Raw genomic sequence first — 17,104 nt, 5'->3', positions numbered from 1 at the left:
TGTTATGATCACTCAACGGTATCAAAACCGGTTATAAAATCAAGGAGGCGATGGTATGAAACTGGAAGCAGCCATCAAACATTTCAGTCCAAAAAGCCAAATCATTAATGACTCACCACGAAGCACCTCATCGAATACATTAACCAGCTCCGATATTGCCGCAGCATTAGGAATCGCTGAAGCTCAGGCTAGCTTTGGAATATCTGCGTATTTGGGTAAACACGGTGTCAGTAACGAAGACAGGATACGCGCAGTAGCACAACTCACTCAGTATGCAAAACAACAAGCTCCCAAACACGTTGGTAAGGCCGCCGGTAAACGCCTCGCTCAATGTATGGCTATCCTGGCAAAATTAGCTTACACCGAATACAGTGGCTCAGCAGCGAGCACTTATACTTGTTCTGACTGTCGAGGTGGTGGATTTTTAATCGATAACGAAGGAATGAAAAGACTTTGTAAGCCCTGTAATGGCAAAGGTAGTGTTTCTAATCGCTGTCGTTGCAATGGGACGGGGAAAGTACTGGACAGAGAAAAAACCAAGACTAACGGTTATCTGGTCATCAAAGTCTGTAAGCGTTGTGCCGGTCGTGGCTATAAACGGGTCCCCGCATCTGTGGCTTATGCAGCTATTTCCGTATTACTGCCAAAACTGACTCAATCAACATGGTCACGTAACTGGAAACCCTTTTATGAATCTTTGGTGACAAAATGCTATGTAGAAGAGAGCAAAGCAAACACAGTATTTAACGAAATAACAGCTTAGTAGGCTCAAACTCGCAATGGCTACCGTTGTTTAAATATAATATTTATTTATCAATAAATTAAAATATTCACCCACTTTGCCTGAATTCATTCTCTCTTCCCTCATAATAGAAGGAAGAGAAATTTCTGAGTGTCGCTCATGACGATGTCGAATAGGCACTAAAATCAACGTTGCAACTCAAATACAACATCAACTTGATCGTCAAAGCGAATACTTTGTTGCTTATAGGTTTCCGTTACATCACTTTGTGCGGCTATATCTGCGCTTCTTTGCATCCTCGCCATCATTGGCATTGGCTGGTAATTCGCTGTACGATAGCGAATGCTATATACCGGCCCCAGGGTGCTTTTAAAGTCCTTTGCCACAGAACCTGCTACCGCAATAGCATTCTCAATCGCTTGCTTACGCACCTTTTCACGGTAGCTTTCTGAATTAGCCACGTCTAATTCTACTGCACGGATCTCATTAAGCCCCAACTTCAACGCGCCATCGAGCAAATCATTAAGTTTGTCTAACTGACGCAGCGTAACCCGAACCTGACGCACCGCCCGATAACCTTTTAGTACGGCGTCACCCGTTTTTTTGTAATCATACTCTTCTTGAGTACGTAAATTGGCTGCACTAATATCTTTTTTCTCAAGCCCCTGCTTCTGCAAAAAATCAAAATATTGTGCTACCCGCTGATCTACCTGCTTTTTGGCCGCAACTGCATCATTAGTTAGCTCGCTAACTTCAATCGTCAAGATGGCAATATCTGGAATAACATCCAAACGGGCGTTACCCGAGGTAACAATGTGCGGCCCCGCAGGCACTTCGGCAGCTTTCGGTGCTGAAGTGCCCAACCCTATCATGGTAGCCAAAGCTAATGCCTTTAATTTCACGATGCCCCCTAAGAACCTGTCCGAGATCTCTTATTAGAAATCTCTTGTGAGATCTATTATTGTAGCGGATTAATTTCTACTTTAGCCTGCGGATACAAATGCACATCCATTTGCGGATACGGAATGCCGATCTGATTAGCATCTAACGCTCGCTTAAAGTTCTCCATCAGATCCCAATACACCTCAAATGAATCCTGGTTATTGCTCCACACACGCACGACAAAATTTAAGGAAGAGGCCGCCATCTCGTGTAAACGAATAGTCACCCCTTTGTCATGCATGATGCGCTTGTCGGCAGCAACAATGTCCCCTAATATTTTTTTAACGACATCAATATCAGTATTATAAGCGACACCAACGATGATTTCAGTACGACGTTCAGGATCACGTGTCGTATTGATAATATTACCGCTAATAATTTTACCGTTAGGTACTACCACAATTTTGGCATCGACAGTACGTAATGTGGTAGAAAAAATCTGTACCTGTAACACAGTACCTGCAACACCACCGAGATCGACATATTCACCGGCGCGAAAAGGACGGAAAGCCACCAATAATACACCAGCAGAAAAGTTAGATAATGATCCCTGTAATGCCAAACCTACAGCTAACCCGGCCGCACCAATCACTGCGATCACCGAAGCGGTTTGTACCCCGAGACGCCCCAGGACCGCAACAAAAGTAAAAGCAAAAATACTGTAACGCACGATGGTAGAGAGAAAATCGGCAACAGTGATATCGACACCACGCAGTTTCATCAACCGATTTACCGTGCGTGAAACCACTTTGGCGACAACCGAACCGATAATGAATATTAGCAGGGCAGCAATCACATTAACTGTGTATTGAATCAGTAAATCTCCATTATTCAGCAACCAACTGCCCGCATTGTTAATGCCGTTAACAACGTTTAATTGTTCCATTTATCTACCATAAGTGGCTATTCTTTCAATTAGCAGCCTTAAAAAACGACTCGACGTGACAAGTTTTTTACCATTACAACACGTTGATGGCATTCAAATCTTTAAATGTCTGTTCCAGGCGAGTGACCATACTTACCTGAGCAGCACGCAGCCAAATACGTGGATCATAGTATTTTTTATTCGGTTTATCTGTTCCTTCTGGATTACCCAGCTGGCCTTGCAAATAACCTTCATTTTGTTGGTAAAATTTTAGGACACCTTCCCAGGTCGCCCATTGGGTATCAGTATCAATATTCATTTTAATCACACCGTAGCTCACTGCTTCTTTAATTTCTTCCGCACTAGATCCAGAACCGCCGTGGAAAACAAAGTTCAGGCTGTTAGGCGGCAGATTGAATTTTTTAGAGACGTGATCTTGAGAATTTCGCAAAATTTTCGGCGTCAGTTTTACGTTACCGGGTTTATATACGCCATGTACATTGCCGAAAGCCGCTGCAATAGTAAAATTTGGGCTAATCTTATTCAATTCTTCGTAGGCGTATGCCACGTCTTCGGGCTGTGTATAGAGCGAAGCGTTATCCAGATGGCTGTTATCGACGCCATCTTCTTCACCACCGGTACAACCCAGTTCAATTTCCAGCGTCATGCCCATTTTCGCCATACGAGTCAGGTATTTTCTACAAGTCTCGATATTTTCTTCTAGGGATTCTTCTGATAAATCGATCATATGAGAAGAAAACAGGGGCTTGCCGGCAGCAGCATAGTGTTCCTCACCCGCATCCAGCAAGCCATCTAACCACGGCAGAAGTTTTTTTGCACAATGATCAGTATGCAGAATAACCGGCACACCATAGTCTTTAGCCATTTGATGGACATGATGAGCACCTGAAATCGCACCCGAAATCGCGGCTTTCTGACCGGTTGCCGGCATTCCCTTACCGGCAATAAATGCCGCCCCGCCATTAGAAAATTGAATGATCACGGGTGCACGTACTTTAGCAGCGGTTTCTAATACTGCGTTGATAGAATCCGTACCCACACAGTTTACTGCTGGTAATGCAAAGCCGTTTTTTTTTGCGATAGAAAATACTTTTTGTACGTCATCACCGCTAATGACCCCTGGACTTACGAAATCAAAAATTTTTAACATGTTACTTTGTCCTATTTTTGTCAATCAATCGATAAAAATAACGCGCTTACATTCACTCATTACCTTGCTGTTGAGCACGCTCTTCTAGCATGACAACTGCCGGCAGTTTTTTCCCTTCCACGAACTCAAGAAAGGCCCCCCCACCAGTAGAGATGTAGGATATTTTATCAGTAATGCCAAAGAGATCGATGGCAGCCAGGGTATCCCCCCCACCAGCAATAGAAAAGGCGGTACTATCGGCGATAGCCTTAGCTAGCATCTCCGTGCCTTTGCGGAAATTAGAAAATTCAAAAACACCAAGTGGACCATTCCACAAAATAGTTTTGGCGTTTTTTACAATATCAACCAAACGTTGAGTAGAAACGTCACCAAAATCGAGGATTTGTTCTTCATCTTTGATGTCAGTTACTGCTTTCACAACAGCAGGAGCATTTTCAGAAAACTCGGTGGCGACACGAACATCAGTCGGTAACGGAATATCACAGGTTTGCAGCAGTTTTTTAGCTTCAGGCAGCAGATCGGCTTCGTATAACGATTTACCCACATTATGGCCTTGAGCGGCAATAAAGGTATTAGCAATACCACCACCCACGATCAATTGATCGGCGACAGTCGATAACGCCCCCAGTACGGTCAGTTTAGACGAAACCTTCGCCCCGCCGACGATGGCAACCATAGGACGCGCCGGATTGTCTAATGCTTTCGCTAAGGCCGCCAATTCGGCAGATAACAATGGCCCAGCACAAGCAACAGGGGCAAATTTAGCCACACCATGAGTAGATGCCTGTGCACGATGAGCCGTTCCAAAGGCGTCCATCACATAAATATCACATAAATCCGCATATTTTTTCGACAAGACTTCATCGTCCCTTTCTTCACCTCGATTAAAACGCACATTTTCCAATACCACGATTTCTCCAGCCACCACAGCCACACCATCAAGATAATCCTTTACTAAACGAACTGGAAAAGAAAAATTTTCTTGTAAATAATGAACCACCGGTAGGAGAGAAAACGCTTCATCGTATTCGCCTTCAGACGGACGCCCGAGGTGAGATGTCACCATGAGACATGCACCCCGTTGTAGTGCCATTTCAATCGTCGGCATCGATGCGAGAATACGAGCAGCAGAGGTCACTTTGCCTTCTTTTATCGGGACATTGAGATCAGCACGGACTAGCACGCGTTTACCTGCCAAATCCAGATCGGTCATCTTAATTACAGACATGGTACAACCTCTCGTTGAATCTGTTGAATATTAGACTTTTTGTAAAACCGTAGCGAGTGCTGCGAAGTTAAGAACCTATTCGACTGAGTAACCACTCAGCGCCATTGCTAATGTGGTATCCAACATCCTGTTGGCAAACCCCCATTCATTATCACACCATACCAAAATTTTAATCAGATGCTGTCCACTGACTCGTGTTTGTGTACCGTCCACGATGGCGCTGTGTGGATCATGGTTAAAATCACTTGAAACCAAGGGTAATGTCGTGTAGTCAACTATACCATGAAATTTATCTGCCGCCGCCCGTTGTAACTCTTCGTTGATTTCTGCGACCTGTACTGCCTGAGTAACAATGACAGTTAAATCGATAGCGGTCACATTGATGGTCGGCACACGTACTGAAATGGCTTCAAATTTATCCGTAAATTTGGGGAAAATACGGCTAATACCTGCCGCCAATTTGGTATCTACTGGAATGATCGATTGACCGGCGGCACGTGTACGCCTAAGGTCTGGATGATAAGCATCAATAACCGGTTGATCATTCATTAATGAATGGAGGGTGGTGACCGCACCCAATTCAATGCCATAAGCATCGTCCAGCACTTTTATAATGGGGATGATGCAATTGGTGGTGCAGGAAGCGTTAGAGACAATCTTATGCTTGGCACGCAAATCTCGATGATTGACACCATACACAACAGTGGCATCTAAATCAGTGCTCCCGGGGTGAGCAAATAGCACTTTTTTAGCACCCGCCTCCAAATGTGCCTCACCATCTTGACGGCTACCAAAGACGCCACTGCAATCCAGGACCACATCTACTTTTAATTCATGCCAGGGCAAATATTTTATTTCAGACCGATGAATCAGACGAATAGTATCCTTTCTAACAGATAAAATGTCATTTTCCTGGCTCACTTGCCAAGCAAAGCGACCATGACTGGAATCATATTGCAGTAAATGCGCCATGCCTTCAGCACTCGCTACGTCATTAATCGCTACCACTGAAATTTGTGATTCTCTCCTCGATTCATATAAAGCACGTAAAACGCCACGACCAATACGACCAAAGCCATTTATCGCTATACGGATTGCCATTTTACTTCCTGCTAATCAGTGCCTTGGCGGTGGTGACAATATTATCGACAGTAAAACCATATTTTTCAAACAACTTGTCAGCGGGCGCGGATTGACCAAAGGTCGTCATACCAATGATGGCACCGTTAAGACACACGTATTTATACCAATAATCCGCAATACCCGCTTCTACAGCGATACGTGCACTGACAGCAAATGGCAACACCGATTCACGGTAAGCTGCATTCTGAGCATCGAACACATCCGTAGAGGGCATCGATACCACACGAATTTGATGACCCTCGTTGGTCAATCGATTAGCAGCATCCATGGCCAATGAGACTTCAGAACCGGTCGCGATCAAAATCAGCTTAGGTTGATTGAGACAATCTTTCAGCACATAAGCCCCTTTGCTGATATTAGCCAGTTGTTCCGTATTACGGGGTTGTTGCTTTAGGTTTTGACGGGAAAAAAGCAGCGCACTCGGGCCTTTTTGGCGCTGTAATGCATACTGCCATGCAACGGCAGATTCGACCTGATCACAAGGCCGCCAAGTGCTCAGATTAGGTGTCAGACGCAGACTAGCCATTTGTTCAACCGGCTGATGGGTTGGTCCATCTTCACCTAGCCCAATCGAATCGTGGGTATAAACGAAGATACTGCGTATTTTCATCAGCGCCGCCATACGTACTGCGTTACGAGCATATTCGACAAACATTAAAAAAGTCGCACCATAAGGGATAAAACCGCCATGCAAAGCAATACCGTTCATAATGGCAGACATCCCGAATTCGCGTACACCATAGTGGATGTAATTGCCAGCGTGATCCTCGTTCAATGGCTTAGATCCCGACCAAGTCGTCAGGTTACTGGGTGTGAGATCCGCGGAACCGCCGAGCAATTCCGGTAGAATTTTACCGAAGGCTTCTAATGTGTTTTGTGATGCTTTACGGCTGGCAATATTGGCGGGGTTGTTTTGCAAATTTTCAATAAATTTCTTAGATTCAGTTTCCCAGCCATCAGGTAATTGGCCTTCGATACGACGTGTGAATTTAGCCGCCAATTCAGGATAATCATTCTTGTAACGGGCAAATTTTTCATTCCAAGCCGTCTCCCTGGCTTTACCTACCTGTTTAGCATCCCAATCAGCATATATTTCTGGCGGAATATCAAATGGCGGAAATTCCCAGCCCAATGCCGCGCGGGTCGCCGTGATTTCTTGCTCACCCAATGGCGCACCATGAATATCGTGACTGCCAGCCTTATTCGGTGAGCCGCGACCAATGACAGTTTTACAAATCAACAATGAAGGTTTATCAGTAACACTACGCGCTTCTTCAATCGCCTTTTTAATAGCGTCAGCGTCAACCTCTTTCTTGGTATCATCAGTATCATGAACATTCACAACCACAACATGCCAGCCATAAGCAACAAAACGTGCCGCGGTATCATCGGCAAACCAACCTTTAACATTTCCATCAATGGATATACCGTTATCATCATAAAAAGCTACCAGTTTGCCCAATTGCATCACACCCGCCAGCGAGCAAACTTCATGAGAAATTCCTTCCATCATGCAGCCATCACCCATAAAAACATAGGTATAATGATCCACTATTGTGTGATTAGGACGGTTGAATTGTGCAGCTAACGTCCGTTCAGCAATGGCAAAACCCACCGCATTGGCAATCCCCTGCCCCAATGGGCCTGTAGTGGTTTCAACCCCCGGAGTATCAAGGTATTCAGGATGACCTGGCGTTTTAGAATCCAACTGCCGAAAATTTTTTATCTCGCCTATCGACAAATCATAACCCGTGAGATGAAGCAGGCTGTATATCAGCATCGAGCCATGACCGTTAGACAGCACAAAACGGTCACGGTTAGCCCAATGAGGGTTGCCAGGATTGTGATTCATATAATCACGCCACAGCACTTCGGCAATATCAGCCATGCCCATAGGGGCACCAGGGTGGCCAGATCCGGCTTTTTGCACTGCATCCATGCTCAGTACACGGACAGTATCGGCAAGCTCTTTACGAGAATTCATGATTTTTTCCTGGATCGAGTTAAAAAAATACAGAAGAATACTAAATTTAGATACTGAAAGAGGAACCACAACCACAGGTAGTTTTGGCATTGGGATTGGTGACAATGAAACGTGAACCTTCCAGTCCCTCAGTGTAGTCAACCGTACCCCCCACCAAATATTGTAGACTCATCGGATCGATTACCAAGGAGACCCCCTGTTTTTCAATGGTCATATCGCCGTTGTTAACGATATCGTCAAAAGTAAAACCATACTGAAAACCGCTGCAACCGCCACCGGTAATGTAAACACGCAGCTTCAGATGAGGATTATCTTCATCATCAATCAGTAGTTTAGCTTTACTGGCCGCCTTATCAGTAAACTGCAAGGGCAGTACAGTTTCTTTATTCATTTTTCACACTCTTAATTTGTGTCACTAAATGGGTGTAACGAAATTCGCCTAGTTCATCAACATAGAGAATAGATTAATGGAAATCATTATATATTATCAAAACCTATCGCTGTTAATCCTAACACAATAAAAAAGGTGTTACCCCTTGAGGACAACACCTTTTTTTTAAACATCAACCAAGTAGCATCAACCGCCCATGGAATACTTTTTTAATTTTTTGCGCAATGTACCACGATTAATACCCAACATCTCAGCAGCACGAGTTTGGTTACCACGAGTGTATTGCATCATTCTATCCAACAGCGGTTGTTCAACCTCAGTCAATACCAATTCATATAGCTCAGTAACATTCTCACCATCAAGCTGGGAAAAATAGTTTTTCAATGATTGTTGAACCGAATCACGCAAAGACTTTAAAGGCTTCGTCGTCACTTGATTTTGTGAATTCGTGGTTGCAGTCGCGATTGCATCAGAATTTTCCGATTGTTTATACATAGTTCTGTCAGCTCTTTTTTTGTTTACGCAAGGTTTTCGAAATATGCCTTCAACGCCTCTAGCTGTTCGCTAGCATCCTCAATGGCGTTGAATGTGCGCCGAAACTGGTCGTTTGGGGCATGTTCCCGGAGACACCAGGACACGTGCTTACGAGCAATACGAAATCCTTTGCTTGAACCATAAAAGTCGTGCAATTCCCGTATATGCCCATTTAACAAGCGCTGTACTTCGCCAAGCGGCATCCGTGGCAACAGCTCCCCAGTGTCCAGATAATGCTGGATTTCCCGGAAGATCCAAGGTCTTCCCTGGGCAGCACGGCCTATCATTAAAGCATCAGCTCCAGTGTAGTCCAGTACCGCTTTGGCTTTATGCGGGTTAGTAATGTCGCCATTCGCGATCACCGGAATGGAAACACTCTGCTTAACTGCCCGAATGCTATCGTATTCCGCTTCACTATTAAAGAGGCAAGAACGGGTTCGGCCATGAATAGTCAAAGCTTTTATACCACAGCCTTCGGCCAGATGAGCAATTTCTATACAATTACGTTTTTCAGGCACCCAGCCAGTACGAATTTTCAGTGTTACCGGCACATCAACCGCTTTTACCACCGCCTCTATGATTTGTTTGACCAAATCGGGATATTGCAATAACGCAGATCCTGCCAGTTTACTGTTGACTTTTTTAGCTGGGCATCCCATGTTGATATCGATGATTTGGGCACCATCTGCCACATTGATTCTGGCGGCCTCCGCCATATCATCCGGATCACTACCAGCAATCTGCACGGCACGAATTCCGGCTTCATCGTTATGAACCTTACGCAGACGTGACTTATCTGTCCACCATACTTCCGGGTTGGAGGAAAGCATTTCGGATACCGCCATGCCGGCCCCCATTGCAAGACATAACGCCCTGAAGGGCCGGTCTGTAACACCGGCCATCGGAGCAGCAATCAAGCAATTTTTAAGTTGTAAGTGTCCAATATACATAGAAAAAAGATAACCATACTCTATCCGTAAGGCCGCGTATGTTACGCATTTTTGTTCTCAGATGAAAGGCCAAACTTTGAGCTATCAACGTGAAAAGATTAATAAACAGCGCAACGTTTTAGATAAAATTTAAATTTACTCTTATATAACATCAAGTTAAATTTATTTAATAAATTTGTACACTTTATTCTGAACTCAATAAATCTGGATCGCTCTCGATCTCATACTCTACACCGCTTTTTTCCACCCATATTGGGCTAATGGGCTTTTTTATTTCCACCCCTAAGGAACGAAAACTTTCTGCTTGCCTTATTAGATTACCACGGCCTTGAACCAGCTTATTCATTGCCTGGTGATAAGTTATCTGGGCTTTATTGATGCTTTGCCCCACTGATTCCATATCATCAACAAATAGACGCAATTTGTCATAAAGTTTGGATGCCCGTTCAGCGATCCGTTGAGCATTATCACTTTGATATTGATAACGCCACAAGTTATTGATGGTACGTAAAGCCACCAGCAAGGTATTTGGACTCACCAACATGATATTGGATTGCAATGCCTCATTGATTAACTCAGGTTGTCGATCAATAGCAACTAAAAATGCCGGTTCAATAGGAATAAACATCAAAACATAATCGAGGGAACGTAAACCAAGAAGCTGCTGATAGTCTTTTTTGCCTAATACCCTAATATGCCCTCGTAACGAGGCAATATGCTCATTAAGTGCAAGTTCTCTTTGTGCTTCATCTTCACTGTTAAAGTAGCGTTCATAAGCCACTAATGACATTTTAGCATCGATTACAACATCTTTATCCTGAGGTAAACGCACAATAACATCAGGTTGCATACGGCTATTGTTATCCACCTTAATACTCACCTGTGTTTGGTATTCATGACCTTCTCGCAACCCTGATGCTTCTAATACCTTGCTCAGTACAACTTCTCCCCAATTACCCTGTATTTTATTATCCCCTTTAAGAGCTTTCGTCAGATTAATCGCTTCGTTTGCCATTTGTGTGTTCAATTGCTGCAGACTACGAATTTCATGCGTCAAAGTATGACGTTCACGAGCTTCCTGACCATAGCTCTCTTGAATTTGACGACGAAAACTATTTAATTGCTCATTCAATGGCAGCAGAAGGCGGTCTAAACTCTGCTTATTCTGTTCATCTACCCGACGCCCCGTTTGTTCAAAGATACGATGAGCTAAATTTTCAAACTGGATTATCAGGCGTTGTTCACTGTCTAACAATAAACGCTGTTTTTCATCGGAGGCAAGCTGGGTTTCTTCCAAACGAACCCTAGCCTCGTGTAACTCGGCTTTTTGAGTGCTATTCACTTCACGTTGAGTATGTAGCTCCTGATTAAGTTGCCCACACTGATTACGCCAATGAGCCAGTTGTTGCAGCTTGGTCATACTGACCACTAACAATCCACCTAATAGCACACTAAGCAAAAAACCCGCTAATACATAAAACACATTAATGGCCACGACTCCTCCGACTCATTAGACTTCTTGCAAAACCTATTATGTGCTGCAAAATAGCATCCTAATGTCTCTATAAAAAGAAACAAAACAGAGGGAACATTTGCTACGGGGAATTTCGTTGGAAGTATAAACGCCCAGACCTTCGACAGTCAGTTAGGAAATTATGCTGTCTACGGAGGTCTAGACTTTTACAAAAAACTAGCTCATCAACGGCTACGGAACGAGATACGGCCTTTGCTCAAATCATACGGGGTCAACTCTACAGTAACCTTGTCGCCCGTCAGAATACGGATATAATTTTTACGCATTTTACCGGAAATATGAGCGGTCACAACATGCCCGTTTTCCAGTTCAACACGAAACATAGTATTTGGCAGCGTATCTTGAACGGTACCCTGCATTTCAATATTATCTTCTTTTTTTGCCATCGAATCCTCTAGATGTCACTACCTCGATTTTTAACCGGCGGGATCATGCCGAAAAATCCACATTATGTAAAGACGTGTCGCATGTCATCACACAGTGGGAGCACTTTCTCTCCCAATAACCGCCTTTATGTTTACATTTTGTCAAACAGACAGCAAGTTGATACTCGGATAACATAGCAATTATTGATAGTGCCATTATAATGGCGTCTGTCACGCCTACGCTGGTTGGCAAACTCGTTGTAATCAGGAAATTTCATGGAAAATCAACCTAAGTTGAACAGTAGCAAAGAAATCATCACCTTTCTAGCCGAGCAGTTTCCACTTTGTTTCACTACAGAAGGCAAAACATTCCCACTAAAGATCGGGATTTTTCAAGATTTGGTCGAGCGTATTCGGCAATTGGATCCGCTCAGTAAAACAAAATTACGTACTGCGCTACGGCTTTATACCTCAAGCTGGCGCTATCTTTATGAAATCAAGGTTGGCACTGAACGCATTGATCTAGATGGAAAAACCTGTGGTGTACTGGAACAACAACATGTTGACCATGCCCGCAAACAGCTTACAGAGGCTAAAGCTCGAGTCCAGTTACAACGCGGGCAAAAAGTCAAAAAACGTGAAACTGCATTGGCTACAGGTGACATCCCGCAATCACGGCGAGCACACTTCGAAGGGAAAAGAGCGGAGCCGTACACCCAGAAAATCACTGTTGCTGAAAACAAACTGTCATTGCAGAAAAACCCTGCACAGCAGTTCAGTTCAGCTAACCCAACGACGAAAGCACACCTACCAGATTCTATGCCGCCTACAGAGATATCTAACCTAAAAATTGGTCAAGAAATTAAAGTGAAAGCAGGCAAAAATGCAATGAATGCAATCATATTGGAAATTGCTAAAAACGGCGTACGAGTACAATTATCTTCTGGTCTGGCGATGATTGTTCGCGCCGAGCATGTACAGTTCTAATACGAGGCTCCGCATGAAAAAATTAGTCAAACTAACTCTCATTGCTTACTTGTTTTTTACAACGGCTATCGGTTACGCGGGCGATAATGGTTATCGTATTGATCAACTGCCGCAATTGCATCAGGAACGTCAACACTCGACACTCAGTGAGCGTATAACCTCATTATTTGTTCATTCCCATTATCGGCAATTTTATCTAGACGATAAATTTTCCGCACAGATATTTGATCGCTACCTCAATATGTTGGATTACAGTCATAATGTGTTGCTGGCATCCGATATAGCTCAGTTTGCCGCTAAAAAATACGATTTGGGAAACGAATTAAAATCTGGTCAACTAGAAAGCCCCTATGCGTTATTTAATCTCGCACAAAAACGCCGGTTTGAACGCTATCAATATGCACTCTCTGTACTTGATAAGCCTATGATATTTAACGGTAATGATAGTATTGATCTCGATCGTACTAAAGCACCCTGGGCAACCAGTAAAACCGAATTAAATACGCTTTGGGATGCCAGAGTAAAATTTGATCAGCTTAATCTTAAATTAGCCGGTAAGACTGACCAGGAAATTAAAGATACGCTAACTAAGCGCTATCATTCAGTCATGAAGCGTCTGACACAGAGTAACAGTGAAGACGTATTTCAACTGATTATTAATGCCTTTGCGCATGAGATCGATCCTCATACCAACTATCTTTCACCGCGCAATACCGAGCAATTCAATACCGAGATGAGCCTGTCTTTGGAAGGGATTGGGGCAGTGTTGCAGATGGAGGACGACTATACGGTAATCAATTCTATGGTTGCGGGTGGACCTGCGATGAAAAGTAAAGCGATTGCAGTAGGCGATCGTATCGTCGGAATTGGTCAGGCAGGTAAACCGATGATCGATGTGATTGGTTGGCGTCTAGACGATGTTGTCGCATTAATCAAAGGCCCCAAAGGCACTAAGGTACGTCTCGACATACTATCTGCAGGTAAAGGCAGTAAACATAACACTGTCACTCTAGTTCGTGAACACATACGTTTGCAAGATCGCGCGGTGAAAATGTCGCTGAAAACCGTCGATAAAGAGAAAGTTGCTGTATTGGATATCCCAGGATTTTATGTTGGCCTTACCGAGGATGTTAAAGTTCAGTTAGCAAAATTGGCGAAAAAAAATATCAGCAGTCTCGTCATTGATCTACGTGGTAATGGCGGTGGAGCGCTGACTGAAGCAGTGTCACTTTCCGGGTTATTCATCCCAAAAGGCTCTGTGGTCCAGGTGAAGGATAACAACGGTAAAGTGCGTGAGGATAATGATACTGATGACAAAATTTACTATAAAGATCCATTGGTAGTACTGGTAGATCGTTACAGCGCTTCAGCCTCTGAAATATTTGCCGCGGCGATGCAGGATTACGGTCGAGCCGTCATCGTCGGAGAACCCACTTTCGGCAAAGGAACAGTGCAGCAATATCGTTCATTGAACCGGATTTACGATCAAATGTTGCGCCCAGAATGGCCCATATTAGGGTCAGTGCAATATACCATTCAAAAATTTTATCGTATTAATGGCGGCAGTACACAGCGTAAAGGCGTGACACCCGATATCGTGCTGCCAACAAGTACCGATCCGGCAGCAAGCGGTGAAGACATTGAAGATAACGCGCTCCCTTGGGATAGCATTAAAGCTACAAATTATAGGAAAATAGGCAATGTGCAATCGTTAGAAGCGGCTTTATTAAAGAAACATGCCGAACGTATTGCTGCTGATCCTGAATTCCAGAATATTGAAAAAGATATTGCTCGTTACAATAGCTTAAAAGACAAAAAAAATATCGTTTCCTTAAATTATGCACAACGTGTAAAAGAAAATAACGATGACGATGCAACCCGCTTGACACGCCTTAATGAACGCTTTAAGCGACAAGGCAAGAAACCACTAAAAATGTTGACGGATTTACCCAAAAATTATCAGGGACCCGATTCATATTTGGATGAAAGCGTCCGTATCGCTCTCGATCTGGCTCAACTTGAAAAAAATCAGGTTAAAAACACCGTATTAAACACAGTTAACTCACCGCCAACGCTAAAATAATAGACTTCTTGCAAAATCGTAGTTGGTATGCGAAGTCAAGCGCCTGGAGCAAGTAACTGCAGGGTACGGATTGCGAGCACCACGTAACGCAAAATTCGCGGCTCGTGTTTGCAAACATATAGTAGGTTTTGCAAAAAATCGAATATCTATTTAGCGGGTTAATACGGAAAAAAGCTTGAAAATTTGCCAGATGCCCATAGGATGAGTGTAATAAATCCATGTACTTACCAAAGGATCGTATTAATTGCACTCTCTTATTAACCAAACAATTGCGCTAACCAAATAGTTGTGTTAGCTAAACAATAAGGAAATAAACTTTTATGATGCGTATAGCTCTTTTCCTTCTCACCAATTTGGCGGTGATGCTAGTTTTTGGGTTGATTCTCAGCCTGACAGGGATCCAGTCAAGCAGTGTGCCAGGACTGATGATTATGGCAGCACTGTTCGGTTTTGGCGGTTCGATTGTCTCGCTGCTGATGTCAAAATGGATGGCGTTGCGTTCAGTAGGCGGCGAAGTCATAGAACAACCGCGTAACGAAACTGAGCGCTGGTTATTGCATATCGTTCTGCAACAATCACAACAAGCCGGCATTGCAATGCCACAGGTCGCTATTTATCAGGCACCGGATATTAACGCTTTTGCCACCGGTGCACGCAGGGATGCCTCTTTAGTTGCGGTCAGCAGCGGTTTGTTACAAAGTATGAGTCGTGATGAAGCCGAGGCGGTTATTGCACATGAGATCAGTCATATTGCTAATGGTGATATGGTGACTATGACCCTGCTCCAAGGTGTTGTGAATACCTTTGTTATCTTTATTTCGAGGCTGATTGCTCAAGCAGCGGCAGGTTTTCTTTCCGGTGATCGGGCGGAAGGAGAAGAAAATAGTTCGGGTAATCCGATAGTTTACTTTGTTGTATCTATGGTGTTAGAACTGGTATTCGGTATTCTGGCTAGCATCATCACTATGTGGTTTTCCCGCTACCGTGAATTTCATGCCGATGCCGGTTCTGCGAAATTGGTCGGGCGTGAAAAGATGATCGCAGCGTTGCAACGATTAAAAACTAGCCATGAACCAGAGGAAGCCGGTAGTATGATGGCCTTTTGCATTAATGGTAAATCTCGTTCTTTCAGCGAATTGTTTATGTCACACCCACCGTTGGATAAACGTATCGAAGCTTTGCGTTCAAGTCAGTATCTAAAATAACTTGCTACTCGTACTCGTTATCAAGGTTTCGTTGAATAGATTTCTAGTAAAACCGTAGTTCATTACGTGAAGTCAAGGCAGCTGGAGAAGAGATTTGGAACAGGTTCTAATAGCGGTTAATGGGGAAGTAACATAATGAGTAAATTAGCAGTAATTGTTCTCGCATTACTTATCACCGGATGCAGCCATCGGCTAATTGATCGCGGCGAATACAAAGTCGATACCAATACGTCCGCCGTCGCACAAAATGATCGCGTGCGTTTCCTGGTTTTACACTACACCGCTGTTGATGATACCGCTTCAAAAAAAATACTGACACAAGGACAGGTCAGTGCTCATTACCTTGTGCTTAGCCATCCGCAAAAAAAGCAGGGTAAACCTGTGGTATTACAACTTGTCGCTGAACATGAAAGAGCTTGGCATGCAGGCGTGAGTCATTGGCAAGGCCGTAATAATTTGAATGACACTTCTATCGGTGTTGAAATCGTTAATTTAGGCTTTACAAAAAGTTTTTTTGGTAAAAAATGGTATCCATTTAATGAACAGCAAATTGAACTTATCGAATATTTAGCCAAAGATATTGTTAAGCGTTATAAAATCGCACCAACGGATATTGTCGGTCATAGTGATATCGCCCCACAAAGAAAATTTGATCCGGGTCCATTTTTTCCATGGCACCGCTTGGCTAAAAAGGGTATAGGTGCTTGGCCGGATGATTCGCTAGTCACACAATATATCGGTAACAGAAATAAATACGCTATAACCTCGGTCAGTAGCATACAGAAAATATTGGCTCAATATGGCTATACCATCCCACAAACTGGCAAATTGGATACCGAAACAAAAAGAGTTATCAGTGCGTTCCAGATGCACTTTAGACCAACCAATTTTTCTGGGATACCAGACATAGAAACAGAAGCCATTGCAAAAGCACTGGTGACCCAATATCGATCTTAATAGCTGATGCAAAAGGCAGTCTG

At 43.6% G+C, this 17,104-nt stretch carries 16 protein-coding genes; 5 read left to right on the top strand and 11 right to left on the bottom strand.

The window, feature by feature from the left end:
- Positions 1–55 precede the first annotated feature (55 nt).
- The gene (locus AAHH42_RS07850; RefSeq protein ID WP_072549675.1) at positions 56–763 is read left to right on the top strand and encodes an antitermination protein; all 708 of its coding nucleotides are present in this window, start codon (positions 56–58) and stop codon (positions 761–763) included.
- Between the two features lie 164 nt (positions 764–927).
- Here the strand turns inward: AAHH42_RS07850 and AAHH42_RS07845 are convergent, their stop codons facing one another.
- From AAHH42_RS07845 to infA, 11 genes are all read right to left on the bottom strand, one after another.
- Positions 928–1,644 (bottom strand): oxidative stress defense protein, encoded by a 717-nt coding sequence (locus tag AAHH42_RS07845; RefSeq protein ID WP_342220846.1) that lies wholly within the window; start codon positions 1,642–1,644, stop codon positions 928–930.
- 56 nt (positions 1,645–1,700) lie between these two features.
- A complete protein-coding gene (mscS, locus tag AAHH42_RS07840; RefSeq protein ID WP_072549677.1) occupies positions 1,701–2,570 on the bottom strand; it encodes a small-conductance mechanosensitive channel MscS in 870 nt (289 codons plus the stop codon).
- 73 nt (positions 2,571–2,643) lie between these two features.
- Positions 2,644–3,720: a class II fructose-bisphosphate aldolase gene (gene fbaA, locus AAHH42_RS07835; protein WP_072549678.1), complete on the bottom strand. Its 1,077-nt coding sequence runs from the start codon at positions 3,718–3,720 to the stop codon at positions 2,644–2,646.
- Between the two features lie 52 nt (positions 3,721–3,772).
- On the bottom strand, positions 3,773–4,948 hold the full coding sequence (locus AAHH42_RS07830) for a phosphoglycerate kinase (RefSeq protein ID WP_072549679.1): 1,176 nt from the start codon (positions 4,946–4,948) through the stop codon (positions 3,773–3,775).
- Between the two features lie 75 nt (positions 4,949–5,023).
- Entirely contained in the window at positions 5,024–6,049 is a 1,026-nt protein-coding gene (epd, locus tag AAHH42_RS07825) for an erythrose-4-phosphate dehydrogenase (RefSeq protein ID WP_072549680.1), read from the bottom strand.
- A 1-nt stretch (position 6,050) separates the two neighbouring features.
- Entirely contained in the window at positions 6,051–8,075 is a 2,025-nt protein-coding gene (gene tkt, locus AAHH42_RS07820) for a transketolase (RefSeq protein ID WP_342220845.1), read from the bottom strand.
- Between the two features lie 46 nt (positions 8,076–8,121).
- On the bottom strand, positions 8,122–8,466 hold the full coding sequence (erpA, locus tag AAHH42_RS07815) for an iron-sulfur cluster insertion protein ErpA (RefSeq protein ID WP_072549682.1): 345 nt from the start codon (positions 8,464–8,466) through the stop codon (positions 8,122–8,124).
- 186 nt (positions 8,467–8,652) lie between these two features.
- Positions 8,653–8,961: a DNA-binding transcriptional regulator Fis gene (gene fis / locus AAHH42_RS07810; protein ID WP_342220844.1), complete on the bottom strand. Its 309-nt coding sequence runs from the start codon at positions 8,959–8,961 to the stop codon at positions 8,653–8,655.
- Positions 8,962–8,984: 23 nt separating this feature from the next.
- On the bottom strand, positions 8,985–9,950 hold the full coding sequence (gene dusB / locus AAHH42_RS07805; protein ID WP_342220843.1) for a tRNA dihydrouridine synthase DusB: 966 nt from the start codon (positions 9,948–9,950) through the stop codon (positions 8,985–8,987).
- A gap of 184 nt (positions 9,951–10,134) precedes the next feature.
- Complete coding sequence (gene rmuC, locus AAHH42_RS07800) at positions 10,135–11,409, bottom strand: DNA recombination protein RmuC (RefSeq protein WP_240313905.1); 1,275 nt, start codon at positions 11,407–11,409, stop codon at positions 10,135–10,137.
- 239 nt (positions 11,410–11,648) lie between these two features.
- Complete coding sequence (infA, locus tag AAHH42_RS07795) at positions 11,649–11,870, bottom strand: translation initiation factor IF-1 (protein ID WP_072549686.1); 222 nt, start codon at positions 11,868–11,870, stop codon at positions 11,649–11,651.
- A gap of 255 nt (positions 11,871–12,125) precedes the next feature.
- On the opposite strand from infA, the gene proQ reads away from it, so the two are divergent.
- The 4 genes from proQ (at position 12,126) to AAHH42_RS07775 (ending at position 17,081) form a co-directional block, all read left to right on the top strand.
- Complete coding sequence (proQ, locus tag AAHH42_RS07790; protein WP_342220842.1) at positions 12,126–12,836, top strand: RNA chaperone ProQ; 711 nt, start codon at positions 12,126–12,128, stop codon at positions 12,834–12,836.
- 13 nt (positions 12,837–12,849) lie between these two features.
- Positions 12,850–14,919, top strand: a complete 2,070-nt coding sequence (gene prc, locus AAHH42_RS07785) for a carboxy terminal-processing peptidase (protein WP_072549688.1) — start codon at positions 12,850–12,852, stop codon at positions 14,917–14,919.
- Positions 14,920–15,239: 320 nt separating this feature from the next.
- Entirely contained in the window at positions 15,240–16,124 is an 885-nt protein-coding gene (htpX, locus tag AAHH42_RS07780; RefSeq protein ID WP_342220841.1) for a protease HtpX, read from the top strand.
- A gap of 135 nt (positions 16,125–16,259) precedes the next feature.
- On the top strand, positions 16,260–17,081 hold the full coding sequence (locus tag AAHH42_RS07775) for an N-acetylmuramoyl-L-alanine amidase (RefSeq protein ID WP_072549690.1): 822 nt from the start codon (positions 16,260–16,262) through the stop codon (positions 17,079–17,081).
- The last annotated feature ends 23 nt before the right edge of the window (positions 17,082–17,104 follow it).

It is taken from the genome of Candidatus Fukatsuia endosymbiont of Tuberolachnus salignus (assembly GCF_964030845.1).
Taxonomy (GTDB): domain Bacteria; phylum Pseudomonadota; class Gammaproteobacteria; order Enterobacterales; family Enterobacteriaceae; genus Fukatsuia; species Fukatsuia symbiotica.
The sequence above is the reverse complement of the archived record's forward strand: the minus strand, read 5'-3'. Positions and strand labels throughout refer to the sequence as shown.